This is a genomic window from Streptosporangium sp. NPDC002524 (genome assembly GCF_040295985.1).
GTDB lineage: Bacteria > Actinomycetota > Actinomycetes > Streptosporangiales > Streptosporangiaceae > Streptosporangium.
The window spans coordinates 121,217-135,066 of record NZ_JBEOWK010000011.1 but is presented as its reverse complement, the minus strand read 5'-3'; the positions used below and the strand labels follow the sequence as shown (position 1 = coordinate 135,066).

At 70.8% G+C, this 13,850-nt stretch carries 12 protein-coding genes; 5 read left to right on the top strand and 7 right to left on the bottom strand.

Translation table 11 applies throughout. The features are described from left to right. Positions 1–332: 332 nt before the first annotated feature. Entirely contained in the window at positions 333–2,297 is a 1,965-nt protein-coding gene (locus ABT053_RS20525) for a phosphatidylglycerol lysyltransferase domain-containing protein (protein ID WP_350970692.1), read from the top strand. Here ABT053_RS20525 and ABT053_RS20520 read toward each other — a convergent pair. From ABT053_RS20520 to ABT053_RS20510, 3 genes are all read right to left on the bottom strand, one after another. Continuing rightward, positions 2,251–2,523 carry a hypothetical protein gene (locus ABT053_RS20520; RefSeq protein WP_350970691.1) on the bottom strand — a complete coding sequence of 91 codons (273 nt, stop codon included), beginning with the start codon at positions 2,521–2,523 and terminating at the stop codon, positions 2,251–2,253. The two genes, ABT053_RS20525 and ABT053_RS20520, sit on opposite strands and share 47 nt — an antisense overlap. 154 nt (positions 2,524–2,677) lie before the next feature. Beyond that, positions 2,678–3,511, bottom strand: a complete 834-nt coding sequence (locus ABT053_RS20515) for an ABC transporter permease (RefSeq protein ID WP_350970690.1) — start codon at positions 3,509–3,511, stop codon at positions 2,678–2,680. A gap of 229 nt (positions 3,512–3,740) precedes the next feature. Further along, positions 3,741–4,763, bottom strand: a complete 1,023-nt coding sequence (locus ABT053_RS20510; RefSeq protein ID WP_502991822.1) for an ATP-binding cassette domain-containing protein — start codon at positions 4,761–4,763, stop codon at positions 3,741–3,743. 158 nt (positions 4,764–4,921) lie between these two features. Here ABT053_RS20510 and ABT053_RS20505 point away from each other — a divergent pair, with 158 nt between their 5' ends. After that, positions 4,922–5,698 carry a TetR/AcrR family transcriptional regulator gene (locus tag ABT053_RS20505; RefSeq protein WP_350970689.1) on the top strand — a complete coding sequence of 259 codons (777 nt, stop codon included), beginning with the start codon at positions 4,922–4,924 and terminating at the stop codon, positions 5,696–5,698. A gap of 232 nt (positions 5,699–5,930) precedes the next feature. Here ABT053_RS20505 and ABT053_RS20500 read toward each other — a convergent pair whose 3' ends face one another. The 4 genes from ABT053_RS20500 to soxR all read right to left on the bottom strand — a co-directional run bounded on the left by ABT053_RS20500 (position 5,931) and on the right by soxR (position 11,647). Beyond that, the gene (locus tag ABT053_RS20500; protein ID WP_350970688.1) at positions 5,931–6,305 is read right to left on the bottom strand and encodes a hypothetical protein; all 375 of its coding nucleotides are present in this window, start codon (positions 6,303–6,305) and stop codon (positions 5,931–5,933) included. A 357-nt stretch (positions 6,306–6,662) separates the two neighbouring features. Next, positions 6,663–7,397: a TIGR02611 family protein gene (locus ABT053_RS20495; RefSeq protein ID WP_350970687.1), complete on the bottom strand. Its 735-nt coding sequence runs from the start codon at positions 7,395–7,397 to the stop codon at positions 6,663–6,665. Positions 7,398–7,699: 302 nt separating this feature from the next. Next, a complete protein-coding gene (locus tag ABT053_RS20490; RefSeq protein ID WP_350970686.1) occupies positions 7,700–10,720 on the bottom strand; it encodes a cellulose binding domain-containing protein in 3,021 nt (1,006 codons plus the stop codon). 450 nt (positions 10,721–11,170) lie between these two features. Then, positions 11,171–11,647, bottom strand: coding sequence for a redox-sensitive transcriptional activator SoxR (soxR, locus tag ABT053_RS20485; protein WP_350970685.1), 477 nt, complete (start codon positions 11,645–11,647; stop codon positions 11,171–11,173). Positions 11,648–11,729: 82 nt separating this feature from the next. Between soxR and ABT053_RS20480 the strand changes: the two genes are divergently transcribed. The 3 genes from ABT053_RS20480 to ABT053_RS20470 all read left to right on the top strand — a co-directional run bounded on the left by ABT053_RS20480 (position 11,730) and on the right by ABT053_RS20470 (position 13,840). After that, the gene (locus ABT053_RS20480; RefSeq protein ID WP_350970684.1) at positions 11,730–12,128 is read left to right on the top strand and encodes a PPOX class F420-dependent oxidoreductase; all 399 of its coding nucleotides are present in this window, start codon (positions 11,730–11,732) and stop codon (positions 12,126–12,128) included. Positions 12,129–12,247: 119 nt separating this feature from the next. Next, on the top strand, positions 12,248–13,069 hold the full coding sequence (locus tag ABT053_RS20475; protein WP_350970683.1) for a patatin-like phospholipase family protein: 822 nt from the start codon (positions 12,248–12,250) through the stop codon (positions 13,067–13,069). A 6-nt stretch (positions 13,070–13,075) separates the two neighbouring features. Next, entirely contained in the window at positions 13,076–13,840 is a 765-nt protein-coding gene (locus ABT053_RS20470; protein WP_350970682.1) for a P-loop nucleotide/nucleoside kinase family protein, read from the top strand. The last annotated feature ends 10 nt before the right edge of the window (positions 13,841–13,850 follow it).

Genomic DNA, 13,850 nt, shown 5'->3' with positions numbered 1-13,850 from the left:
CACAGGGGCACTGACGTCCAAGGCTGTCGCAGGCCGTCATGAGCCGTCGCAGGTCGTAGGTCCGTGGAGTCCGTAGGTCGTCATGAGCCGTCTCAGGTCAAGGGCGTCGGGTGCGGATGACGACATGGCCGCGGGCGGCGCGGTGGGCAGACCGAAAACGAACGGTGATTTTACGGCGGCGGACTCCGCCCCGTCCCCCGCCGCTTTCGCGGAGGGTTCGTGACACGCTTCGCGGCGCGCAATGCAAAGTCACCGGACCCGGGCGGGGTGGATTCGGCCTCGGCGAGCCGTGTGGTCACGTTAGGGCCTCTATCGCCGATTAATGTCCTCTCATGAGGGATCGGTCATGGGCACCCCGTTCCTGGGTGTCCACCGCGACCGGTTACGCGGCGATGGCGATCGGCATCCTGGACATCGTCAGGGCCGTGCTGCCCGCGTTCAGGAGGAGCAGGGTCGGTGAGATCACCGGGTTCCTGCCCGGGACGTTCACCTCGCTCGCCCAGGCGGTCTCGCTCGTCCTGGGCATCCTGACCGTCATGCTCGCCCACGGCCTGCGGCGCAGGAAGAAACGGGCCTGGCGGGCGGTGATGGTGCTCCTGCCGCTGAGCGTCGTCATGGAGCTCCTGCACGCGCACCGCCCCTTCACCGCCGTCGTCAGCGTGCTGGTCGTCGTCCTGCTCGTGATCGACCGGCGCGAGTTCAACGCCCTCTCCGATCCGCGGACCCGCTGGCGGGCGCTGTGGAACCTCCTCGTCCTGGGCGTCCTGGACATCGTCATCGGCTGGGTCGTGGTGAACGCCCATCCCCGGTACATCGTCGGCGCCCCCGGTGCCGGGGAGCGGCTCCAGCACGTGCTGCTCGGGCTCGTCGGGGTGGAGGGCCCGGTCGCGTACTCCTCGGAGCGGACCGCCGACCTGGTCTACTACTCCCTCCTCGGTCTCGGCGCGCTCACCGCGGTGACGACCCTCTACCTCGTCCTGCGGCCGGACAGACCCGTCGCCGAACTGGACCCCGAGCAGGAGAGAACGGTCCGCGAGCTGCTCGCCCGGCACGGCGCCCGTGACTCGCTCGGCTACTTCGCGCTGCGCCGCGACAAGAGCGTCGTGTTCTCCCCGACGGGCAAGGCGGTGATCGCCTACCGCGTGGTCTCGGGGGTCATGCTCGCCAGCGGCGACCCCATCGGGGACGTCGAGGCGTGGCCGGGCGCGATCAAACGGTTCATGGAGGAGGCGGAACGGCACGCCTGGGTACCCGCCGTGATCGGCTGCAGCGAGACGGGCGGCGAGGTGTGGACCAGGGAGGGCCGCCTGTCCGCCCTGGAGATCGGCGACGAGGCCGTCATCGACGTCGCCGCCTTCACCCTCGAGGGCAGGACGATGCGCAACGTCCGGCAGATGGTGAACCGGGTGGAGCGCGCGGGCTACACCTGTCTCGTACGGCGGGTCGGGGACCTCACCGAGGCGGAGAAGGACCGGATCCGGCACGCGGCCGACTCCTGGCGCGGCACGGACACCGAGCGGGGCTTCTCCATGGCGCTCGGCCGGTTCGGCGACCCCGCCGACGCCGGATGCGTCGTCGTCACGGCGCACGGTCACACCGGGAACACCTCGAAGAACGCCCCTGAGAACACTTCTAAGAACGCCTCGAAGGCCGAGAGCACCTCGAAAGCCGAAGGCGCCTCGGAGGCCGGGGATACGTCGAAAGCCGGGGGCACCTCGAAGGCCTCGATCGTCGAGGGTGCGAAGGACCGCGAGAGCGCGAGGGACCGCGAGGGACCGGTGAGCGACGAGGGTGCGGTGGACGGCGGGACCGGGACGGGCGAGGACATCCGCGCCGTCCTGCACTTCGTCCCGTGGGGGACGGACGGCATCTCCCTCGACCTGATGCGCCGCGACCACGAGGCCGACCCGGGCCTCAACGACCTGCTGATCGTCAAGGCCCTGCAGGCGGCCCCGGCCCTCGGTGTGAGCATGGTCTCGCTCAACTTCGCCATGTTCCGCGCCGCGCTCGCCAGGGGCGAGCGGCTGGGCGCCGGCCCGATCCTCCGCGTCTGGTACGGCGTCCTGGTCTTCCTGTCCAGGTGGTTCCAGATCGAGTCGCTGTACAGGTTCAACGCGAAGTTCCAGCCGCTGTGGAAACCCCGCTTCCTGGTCTATCCCGCGGCGCGGGACCTTCCGCGAATCGGCGTATCGGCACTCCAGGCGGAGGCCTTCATCTCCCTCTTCCTTCCCGGGACCGTCTCGCGATGCGTCAGGAGCCTCCTCCCGGCGCGCTTCCGCACCTCACGCATTCCATGACCATGGGGACACGGTGCCGCCGGTGCTCGTAGAACCGGTGACCGAGCGCTGTCACGACGAGCACCCCGCCGAGCAGCAGGAGCATGAACGGCCCGTACTTCTCGTGTCCTATCAGGCCCATGACGAGATGGGCTATACCTGCGGCGACGATGATCGCGCCGACGTTGAGCAGTTCCTTGTTGAGCGTCCACCCCGAGGCGGATCGTTCCCGTTCCGTCTCACTCATGCGTCCAGGCTCACTACCGCCAGTTACAGTCCGCGTCGGATCCCGTCACCACGATGTAAAACACGGAGCATCTTCCCGAGGCGGCGAACATGTGAACCCGGTGATCCGGTGGGAACACACCCCCGTGGACCGGCGTAACCGGCGAGGGCGCCCGTCAGCCGCCGAGCCTGCGGAACGTACGCGTCGACAGGGGCAGGAAGACCGCGATCAGCAGCAACGGCCAGGCCACCGCCATGAGCACGGCGTTCTGCGCGACCCAGGACTCACCTCCCCAGCCGGGGTTGCCGAAGAGCTGCCGCGCGGCCGTGGCGGTGGCCGAGAGCGGGTTCCACTCCGCGATCGCCCCGAGCCAGCCGGGCATGGTGGCGGGATCGACGAACACGCTGGACAGGAAGCCGACGGGCCAGACAAAAATCTGCACGGACGTCACCACCTCCGGACCTCCCGCGACGAGGCCGACGAAGATGCCCACCCAGAGCAGGGCGAAGCGCAACAGCAGGAGCAGGCCCACGGCGGTGAGCGCCGCGGACGGCCCTCCCCCGGCGCGCCAGCCGAGCAGCAGCCCGGTCACGATCATGACGGCCAGACCGACGGCCGAGTTCAGCATGTCGGCGATCCCCCGGCCCATCACGACCGCGGAGGCGCTCATCGGCATCGAGCGGAACCGGTCGGTCACTCCCTTGGCCGCGTCGGTGGTGACCGCCATCATCGTGCTCTCCAGGCCGAAGAGCATCGTCATGGCGAACATGCCGGGGATCAGGAAGTCGAAGTAGCCTCCCCCGCCGGGGACGCCGATGGCGCCGCCGAACAGCCCGCCGAACATCAGTACCATCATGATCGGGAAGAACCACCCGAGGACGACCGGGCCCGGCTGGCGGACCCAGTGGTTCAGGTCGCGCAGGGTGATGGTCCAGGAGTCGGCCATCGCCCAGCCGAACCGGGACACCGAAGTCCTGGCGGGCGGCGAGGCCGGGGTCGTCGTGCTCATGGGAGTACCTCCGTACCGGGGATCGGGATCGGGATCGTCGTGCTCACGCGGACGTCTCCGCGCAGGTGGGGGCGGGGGCGTCGTGCTCACGCGGACGTCTCCGCGTCGGTGGGGGCGGGGGCGTCGTGTTCACGGATGCCGCCGCGCCGGAGGCCGGGGTCGCCGTGCTCACGGAGACGCCTCCGCGCCGGGCGTCGAGGTGGTCGTGCTCGCGCGGGAAAGGTGACGCTCATGCGGACGCCTCCGTACGGGAGGCCGGGAGCCGCTGGGTTCCCTCCGCACCGCCCGTCAGGTGCAGGAACACCTCGTCGAGCGTGGGGCGGCGCAGCGTGACGTCGAGCGGTTCGATCCCGGCGTCACCGAGCGCGGTGGCCATCGTGACGAGCGCCCGGGTGCGCTCGGCGACCGGGACGCTGACCCGTCGCGCCTCGGCGTCCACATGGACCTCGCCGGACGCGACCCGCGCCGCGAGGGCCTCCGTCGCGGTCATGTCCGCCCGGTCGGCGAGGACGAGGTCGAGCCAGTCACCGCCGATGGCGGACTTCAGCTCCTCGGGGGTGCCCTCGGTGACGACCCGGCCCGCCCCCAGCATCGTGATCCGGTCGGCCAGCCGGTCCGCCTCCTCCAAATACTGGGTGGTGAGCAGCACGGTCGTGCCGGAGCCGACCAGGTCACGGATCGCCGCCCACACCTCCTGGCGGGCGGCCGGGTCGAGGCCGGTGGTGGGCTCGTCCACGAAGAGCACCGGGGGCGCCACGATGAGGCTCGCCGCCAGGTCGAGCCGTCTGCGCATGCCACCGGAGTACTTGCCGACCGGCCTGCCTCCGGTGCCGGCCAGCGAGAAACGCTCCAGCAGCTCGTCGGCCCGCCTCCGCGCCCTGGCGGCGGAGAAGTGGTTCAGCCTGCCGAACATGACGAGGTTCTGCCGCCCGCTGAGGATCTCGTCGACCGCGGCGTACTGGCCGACCAGCCCGATCCGCTCGCGTACCTGCCGCGCCTGGGTCCGGACGTCGAACCCTGCGACGCTCGCCCGGCCCGAGTCGGGGCGCAGGAGCGTGGACAGGATCCGTATCGCCGTCGTCTTTCCCGCTCCGTTGGGCCCGAGCAGGCCGCAGACCGTCCCGGCCGCCACCCTCAGGTCGAACCCGTTGAGGCCCGTCCCCTCGGCGGCACCCGCGTAGTTCTTGCGCAGGCCGTGCGCGGCGATCGCCGCCTCGTCCCGCCCGGCCGCCTTCACGTCCGCCACGTTCACCGCGTCCACCCGTTTCACCCTTCACACCCGTCTTCCCGCCCGGCGCCCATGACGGACGATTCGCCCGACATGGACGCACCTGCAAAACGTATACCGTACCGTACAGCGTACGGCTCGGTTACGGTGGTCTCAACGACGAGAATTTGGAGACCGTTCCCGTGAGTGCGAAGAAAGCTTCCGCCGCCGATCCGGCACGCAGCCTGGCGCTCCTGTGGGGCTCACACAGCAAGCCGGGGCGTTCCGGGCTGACGGTGCGCTCGATCGTCCTGGCGGCCATCGAACTGGCCAACGAGGAGGGGCTCGACGCGGTCTCCATGCGGCACGTCGCCGAGCGGCTGGAGGTCGGGACCATGTCCCTCTACACCCACGTCCCCGGCAAGGGCGAGCTGGTGGATCTCATGATCGACACCGCGTACGGGGAGCTCTACGACGACGTGGACGCCCCGTCCCGGCAGCCCGGCGGGTGGCGGGGCGCGCTGGAGTTCGTGGCCGCCCGCAACTGGGACCTCTACCGGCGCAACCCGTGGATGCTGCAGATCGTCGACGTTCGCTCCACGCTGGGACCGAACGCGTCACTCAAGTACGAGGCCGAGCTGCGCCCGCTGGAGGGCACCGGCCTGTCGGACGTCGAGATGGACTCCGTCCTGGCCCTGGTGCTCAGTCACGTGGAGAGCACCGCCAGGGCCAAGGCCAACCAGGCCCGGATCCAGGAGGAGAGCGGGATGACCGACGCCGAGTGGTGGGTGTCCAACGCCCCGATCCTCGACAAGATCATGGATGCCGGCCGGTTCCCCCTCGCCTCCCGCGTCGGCCAGGCGGCCGGGGAGGCCTACCAGTCGATCGCCGACCCCGCCCACGCCCTCGCCTTCGGCCTGGAACGCATCCTGGACGGCATCGCCGGCCTGGTCGAGGGCCGAGGCCGAAACCGCCCGTGACACCGAGGGACCCGCCGGGGACGCGACGCGATGCGAAGGACCTGCCGGGGGCGCGACGTCGTGCGGAGGACCTGCAGGGGGCGCGACGCGACGCGATGGGCCTACCGGGGGACGCGACGCGATGGGTCTGCCGGGGGCGCGACGCGACGCGCCGGAAACAGAAAAACCGGGGTGCGCGGGACGGGAACGCCCTCGGTAGCCGTTCCCGTCCCGCGCACCCCGGCGGGCCGGTTTAGTAGTAACCGGTGCCCGTGATGGCGGCGGTCTGGTTGCCCATGTTCTTCACCCGGTAGCGGATGCAGGGGGCGGGCGGGGAGGTGCTGGCGGCGACGTACGCGGCGTGGTCGTTGGCGGCGATCGGCACCGTCCCGATGTTCCTGCCACGGCAGTTAGCGATCTTGACCTTGACGGGCACGCTGTTGGTGTCGAGCTTGACCAGCACGTTTCCGTTGTACTGGGCCGCGGGGACGAGCTCGGGCGTGAGGAACACCTCCTCGCCCGGCTGGACCCTCGCGGCCAGGTTGACGTCGTCGGCGTGGGCGGGGGTGCCGGTCAGGGCGACGGCTCCGGCGGCCGCCAGGACCAACATCGAGGACAGGGCGCGCATAGAACGTCACTCTCCTTATTCGTCTCTGCCGATCCGTCCCTGCGGATCGGACGTGGAGACACTACGGAGAGTCACACCCGGGAAAGATAACGAGGTGGGCGGACCTGGGTAAAACTCCGGGGAGCGCCGCTCCCCTTCCCGGACTTCCCGGACACGCGGCGCCATCGGCGGTCAGAGCACCGTCATCGCCGCCGGGAGGGGACAACCGTCTCGGATCGAGCGGCGAGGCCATCGGAACCGGGATCGAACCGTCGGCCCGACCAGCTCGTGCGGGCATCGGCCGGTCTCACCGGCCGGAGCCGAGACAGGGCTGATGACTACCGGACCACCGGGCTACCGGACTATCGGGCGATCCGGCTATCGGGTGAGGAGCTTCTGGGCCTCGACGACCAGGTCGAGGTCGAAGCTGAGCTTGAGGCCGTAGTAGACGATGGCGGTGGCGGTCACCGCGGCGGCGAGGACGACCAGGATCTTGACGGTCCAGCCCCGGCGGCCCAGCCAGGCCGTCCAGGCCGACAAGGTCCGCTTGCCGAACTCCAGCAGCCGGTGGGCCCAGTGGAACTCGGTGGCCAGCACCGCCAGGCCCGCGAAGACGACCAGCCAGCCGGGACCGGGGAAGGGCACCATGATCAGGCCGCCGATGACCAGCACGGCGCCGATGGCACCGATGACGATCTTCAGGGTGAGGTGGCCCGCGCGGGTGGACCTGACGCCGTCGAGCCAGCCGTGGATGCCGGACCGTACGGCGGCCTCGTCCTTCAGCGCGTCGGCGTCGCCCGTCTCGATCCGGCCGTCACCTGGACCGGCCGTCTCGCCCCGGCCGCTCGGCTCCCCCAGGCCGTCATCGCGACCGGCGGTCCCACCCAGGCCGTCACCTCGGCCGCTCGTCTCGGCCCGGCCGCCCGTGCTGCCCAGGCCGTCACCTGGACCGGCCGTCTCATCGCGTACGCCGGTCTCATCCCGCGCGCCGTCGATGCCGTCGATGCCGTCGATGCCGTTGGTGCCGTCCTCGTCCCGCGCGCCGGGGGTGCCGGTCTCAGACAGCCGCCCGGCTGAGCCGTGAGGCTCGCGCACCCCATCTGAGATCGTCATGTTCTCCCCAGGACAGTCGTTTCTTCCACAATAGGCTCTGCTGGGCGGACCGGCCCCGCTGACGCACTCAGATCATCCTCAAGGGGGAGGGCAGGGGGTCCCCGAGGGGGAGACGGGTGGAGAAGAGCACGAGATCATCGGGACGGCCCCGCCGCGCCCGTTCGGGGCGTGGCGGGGCCGTCCGAGCTGGGGTGTCCCGCGGTTCTCGCGGGACACCCCGGCCGCCGACGCGGAGGCCGTCCGGACCCCCCGGCCTCGATGCCGTACCGCGTCGGCGGAGTCTCGTCCTCTCCGGAGGAGTGTCAGGGAGCGGTACAGGTGACGGTGGACGGAACGCCGTTGGTGCCGGTCCAGGAGGCGCCGAAGCCGAACGTCGTGGAGGCCCCGGCGGCCAGGGCGCCGTTCCAGCCCGTGTTCCGCACGGTGACGTCGGCACCGGTCTGGGTGTGGGTGCCGCTCCAGAGCTGGGTGATCGTCTGGCCGTTCGGGAACGACCACCTGACCGTCCAGCCGGTGATCGCCGAGGTTCCGGCGTTCCGCACCGTCACCTCGCCCTGGAAGCCGCCCGGCCAGGAGTTGGTCACCCGGTAGGCCGCGGTGCAGCCGCCGCCGGGCGACGGTCCCGTGAGGGTCCTGAAGGTCACCGGGCCGGAGGCGGTGGAGCTGTTCCCGGCGCCGTCGCGGGCGATCACGTAGAAGGTGTACGAGGTGTCGGGGCTGAGACCGGTCAGCGCGAACGACGCCGAGGCGGGCGAGCCGACCTTGACGTCCGTCGTCCCCGCCTCGCGGTAGACGTCGTAGCCGCTCACCCCGACGGCGTCCGTCGAGGCCGTCCAGGTCAGCGTCGCCCCCGACGAGGTGATCGCCGAGGCGGCCGGGGTGCCGGGCCTGGTCGGCGGGACGGTGTCGGGGGGCGGGACGGTCCCGCCGTTGTCGGCGTACAGGATGCCGCGGCCGTTGGTGCCGAGGTAGACGCGGCCGTAGACGCGCGGGTCGCCGGTGAGGGCCTCGCCCGCGTTGCCGTACTGGTGCCGGTCGTCGTTGATCCTGACCCAGCTCGCGCCGGTGTCGTCGGAGCGGAAGACGCCGGTCACGCCGCCGATCGTGGCGACGGTGTACAGCGCCTGGTAGCCCCCGGCGGAGGCGGACTTTCCGAAGCCGATGTTGACGGCGCTCGTGACGCCGGACAGCTTGGTGAACGACGCGCCGCCGTTGGTGGAGCGCCAGAGGCCCGAGGCGGCGCCGGTGTCACTGGGAGGTCCGGCGAGCCAGATGTCGCCCTCGCGGCCGGGTACGGCCTTGAACTTCACGTTGCCCTCGGCGGGCAGCCCGGTCGCGGCGGTGGCCGTGAAGGAGGCGCCGCCGTTGGTGCTGGCGTAGAACCTCCCGGCGCTGAAGCCGTAGAACTTGCTGGAGTTCACCCGGTCGGATTCGACGACGGCTCCCGTGGGGAGTCCGGTGGAGGCGGTCCAGGAGGTGCCGTAGCCGACCGAGTAGTGCACGCCCACGCCCTTGGGCGCCCAGACGAACCGGGAGCCGTCGGCCGCCGCGGCGATCGTGCCGCCCTCGTTGATCCCGCTCGGTTCACTGCCCTGGAACCAGTTGGCGCCGCCGTCGGTGGAGAACGCGGCGTGGCTGTCGTTCGGCCGGTCGGCGTCGGTGAAGTTGCCCGCGCGGACCATGACGGACGGGTTGGTCTCGGCGTAGTCGAGGCTGGTCGTCGAGGTGAAGTTCGGCGAGGTGAACATCATGGGCGGCACGGCGTCGAGGTTGGTGTGCCGGAAGCCGCCGATGTCGCCCAGCCCGCTGACCAGCGGCGCGCCGGACGGCGGGCTGATCAGGTCGAGGACAGCGGTCTCCTCCAGCCCCTTGACCATGGGCTTGATGGTGAGCTGGCCGCCGGTGTCCCACTTCTTGAGATCCTCGGTGCCGTAGAGGGTGGCGCCGGTGCCGTACATCATCCGGTTGCCGTTGAACGGGTCGATCTCCAGCGACTCCGTCATCCAGCCGAGCTTGGGCGTCGTCTCCGGCGGTTGGGGGTTGGCCCCGAAGGTCAGCCACGGCGAGGAGGAGACGTCCATCGTGTAGCGGAAGCTGCGGTTCGGGTAGGAGGTGAAGTCCCAGATGCGGGTCCAAGTCGCGCCGGAGTCGGTGGAGCGGAAGAAGATGACGTCCGGCCACCAGGAGATCTGGGTGGCGACCATGATCGTGCCGGGGTTCTGCCGGTCGATCGTGAGGCCGCTGTAGCCGAAGTAGTCGTCGGCCGAGCTGGAGGGGACCGGGCTGATCTGGGTCCAGGCCCCGGTGGTCGTGTCGAGCTTCCACACGTCGCCCTTGGCTCCGTCGTACGGGCCCGCGGTGTCGCTGGTGGCGATGTAGAGCGTGTGGTTGACGTGGTCGAGCACGCCCTTGTGCGCGATGTAGCCGGTGGGCTGCCCGGCGACCCTGGTCCAGGTGGTCCCGCCGTCCGAGGAGCTGTAGACGGTGTTCTGCTTGTCCGCGACGCCCACGTAGATCTTCTGCGTCGTGTTCCCCGCGGTCGCCGAGGTCGGGTCGAAGGTCACCCAGACCACGCCGGGGCGGTGGCTGGTGTAGCCGTTGGGGTCGGAAGGGTTGTCCGCGTAGTTCCCCGGGTTGGGGAAGCTCGCGACCTTGGCCCAGGTCACGCCCTTGTCGGTGCTGCGCCACAGGCCGTTGCCCTCGGGCGCGCCGAAGTAGACGACGCTGTTCCTGTTGGGGTCGACGGCGAGCCGCTCGCCCATCCCCCGGCCGGGCATGTTGCCGCCGAGCTTGAACGGCAGCGGCGCGGCCTGCCAGGTCGCGCCCTTGTCGGCGGAGCGCAGGATGGCCCCGTTGTTGGGGTCCCAGCTGTTGGTGTACATCCCGGCGGCGACGTAGACCCGGTTGGTCTCCACCGGGTCGGTGGCCAGGCTGACCACGCCGTTGTATCCCCACTTGTCCCAGCCCACCCAGTCGAGCAGCGGGGTCCAGCTCTTGCTCGACTGCTCCCAGCGGTACGCGCCGCCGATGTCGGTGCGGGCGTAGATCAGGTTCTGTTCCTTCTGGTTGAAGACGATCCCCGGCACGAACCCGCCGCCGTCGATCCTGACGTTCTTCCACTCGTACGACTCGGCGGCGGCCGAACCGGCCCCGACCCCCGAACCGGTTCTGGTCACCGCGGTCCCGGTCACTGCGGCTCCGGCTCCGGCACCGGCACCGGCACCGGACGCGGACGCCTGGGCGCTCGCGCCCCCGACGGCCGCGCCGACCGACGCGCACGCCACCGACACGGCGGCGAGCATGCTGAACAGCCTTCTTCGCATGTACGGCTTCCCTTCGCAATGCAACGGACAAACCGCCATGCACGATCAGGGGACGGGACCCTGACCTTCGACCGCCCATGATGCGCGTGCATGAACGCCCAGAGGGTCACATGCCGGACCCCGGGTCGTCAATAGTTTGAATAGACAACTAACAAACCTGTCGCGAATCACGGCGAAACCCCCGGGTGGCGCCATGGGCGGTTCGGGGGACGCGGCCTGCGCGCCAGCGGTTGGAACACGAGACCTCGGCGGCGTGCGGGGAGCGACCCCGGCCCGCCCCACCCCGCGCGCCCGGCCCGCCACCGCGCCTCGACCCCGCACCCCGAGCGCCCCAGTGCCCCGCGCCCCGTGCGCCTCGTACCCCCGGGGTCTCGCACCCCACGCCCCGGGCGGGCGCCCCGCGCCCCGCACCCCGGGCGCCTCGTACCCCGTGCGCCTCGATACCCCGGCCTATCGCGGTGCCTCGCAGGGAGCGCAGTCCTCGCGGGGAGGGAGCATCAGCCGCGAGCCGGGGCCCCGCGCGGCGGCCACGTCGTCGGGGTTGGCCAGCGCGCAGCGGTCCAGCGAGAGGCAGCCGCACGCGATGCAGTCGGTCAGGCCGTGCCGGAGCCGTTCGAGCTGCTTGATGCGGTCGTCGAGCTCGTACTGCCACATCGTCGAGAGTCTCGCCCAGTCGTCCCTGGTGGGGGTGCGCTCGTCGGGGAGGGCGGACAGCGCCTCCTGGATCGTCTTGAGCGGGATCCCGACCCGCTGGGAGACCCTGATGAAGGCGATCCTGCGGAGCGTGTCGCGAGGGAAACGACGCTGGTTGCCCGCGGTGCGGCGGCTGCGGATCAGGCCCTTGGCCTCGTAGAAGTGGAGGGCGGAGACAGCGACCCCGCTGCGCGAGGAGAGCTGGCCGACGGTCATCTCCGGATTGTTGGGCATGCGCCAGTGTAACTTGACCTCAATCAATATTGAGGTTGCAAAGTGAGGGCATGAGATCCACGGAGGCGGAAAGAGGGGGAGCATGACATTCACGAAGGCGGAACTCGCCTACCTCGGAGAGCAGCGCCTGGGCCGCCTGGCCACGACGGGCCCCGGCGGTTCCCTGCAGAACAGCCCGACCGGGTTCCGGGTCGACATCGAGACCGGCGTCGTCGACATCTACGGCCGCGCGATGGGCACCACCAGGAAGTTCCAGAACGTCCGGACGAACCCGCAGGTGGCCTTCGTGGTGGACGACGTCGCCTCCACCGATCCCTGGCGGGTCAGGGGCGTGGAGATCCGCGGCGAGGCCGAGGCCGTCGAGGACCACGAGCCGCCCTCCCCGTACTTCAGCCGGGAGATCATCCGCATCTACCCTCGGCGGATCATCTCCTGGGGCGTCGACCCCGCCCAGGAGGGCATGAAGGGCCGCGACGTCTGACCCCCGCGTCCCCGGGGGCGTCTTCCTCGCGAGGAAGTACCGCGAGAGCGCCTCCCTCGCGGGGAAGTACAACGGGGGCGCCTCCCCTGCGAGAAAGACGCATCAGGTAAGAATGGCGCATGACGAGAGCATTGGTACTGGGTGGCGGCGGTGTGGCGGGTATCGCCTGGGAGGCCGGGATCATCACCGGCCTGCGCCGGGCGGGCATGGACCTGGGAGAGGCGGACCTGGTCATCGGCACCTCCGCCGGATCGGTGGTCGGGACGCTCGTCGCCACCGAGGCCGATCTGGAGAGCTCGGTCGGCGTCCAGGCGAACACGGAGGTCGCGACCGTCTCCGCCGTCGACATGGAGGCGGTCATGGCCGCCTTCAGCATCCTCTACGACCCGTCCCTGGACCCCCGGGAGGCCCGGCGCCGGGTCGGTGAGCTGGCCCTCGGGGTGAAGGACACCGGCGCCAGGATCGAGACGATCGGTAACCGGCTGCCCGTCAAGGAGTGGCCGGACCGCCGCCTGCTGATCACCGCCGTCGACGCGGGGACCGGCGAGTTCGTGGTCTGGGAGCGCGACTCGGGGGCACCGCTGGTGTCGGCGGTCGCCTCCAGCTGCGCGGTCCCGTGCGTGTTCCCGCCGGTGGAGATCGACGGGCGCCGCTACATGGACGGCGGGGTCCGCTCGCCGACGAACGCCGACCTGGCGGCGGGCAGTTCCGCCGTGGTCCTCCTGGAACCGCTGGCGCACACCTCGCCGAAGGCGCGCGTCGAGGCCGAGCTCGCCAAGCTGGGTGACGCCGAGATCGCCCACGTCGTCCCCGACGAGGCCTCAGTCGCCGTGTTCGGCGCCAACGTCCTCGACCCGGCCCTGTGGCGCCCCGCCTTCCAGGCCGGTCTCGCTCAGGCTCCCGCCGTCGAGGAGATCGTGGCCAGGGTCTGGAAGGACTGAGACCCCATGAGCGGAGGGCGCGTCCCCGGCGAGGTTCCCGGCAGGACCCCCGGCGAGGTTCTCAACACGGCCGGCGGCGGGACCGGGAACCACGGTGAGACCGGCGCCGGGGCCTTCGACGCTGACCACAGTGAGACACACGGCAAGACACACGGCGAGGTCCACGGGGTTTCCGGTGGAGACGCGGGCGCGGTGGCGCCGCTGTGGGTGGTGAGCGGGCCGCCGGGCGGGGGGAAGTCGACCGTCGCGGCGGCGCTGCTGGCGCTACTCCACCCGGTTCCCGCGCTGCTCGACAAGGACACCGTCTACGGCGGCTTCGTCGCGGCCACCCTCCGCGCCCACGGCCGTGACGACGGCGAACGCGAGGGTCCCTGGTACGACGAGCACGTCAAGCGCTTCGAGTACGAGGGGCTGACGGAGATCGCCCGGCAGATCCGTTCGCACGGCTGCCCGGTGATGCTGGAAGGTCCCTTCACCCCCCAGGTGCACGACGCGGCGACGTGGGAACGCTGGGCCGGGCGGCTGGGCGGGCCGCCCATACGTCTTATCTGGGTCCGCTCGGACGGTCCGACGCTGCGTTCCCGGCTGGAGGCCAGGGGGCTCGCCAGGGACGCGGGCAAGCTCGGCCGCTTCGAGGACTACCTGCGAGCCATCAGGGTCGACGAACCGCCCGCCGTGCCCCACGACGAGATCGACAACCGGCCCGGTGCCCCCGCGCTCGCGTCACAGCTGGAAAAACTCCTCGTCTCCCGGGGCAACGCCCGCGCCTAGCACCCGCCTT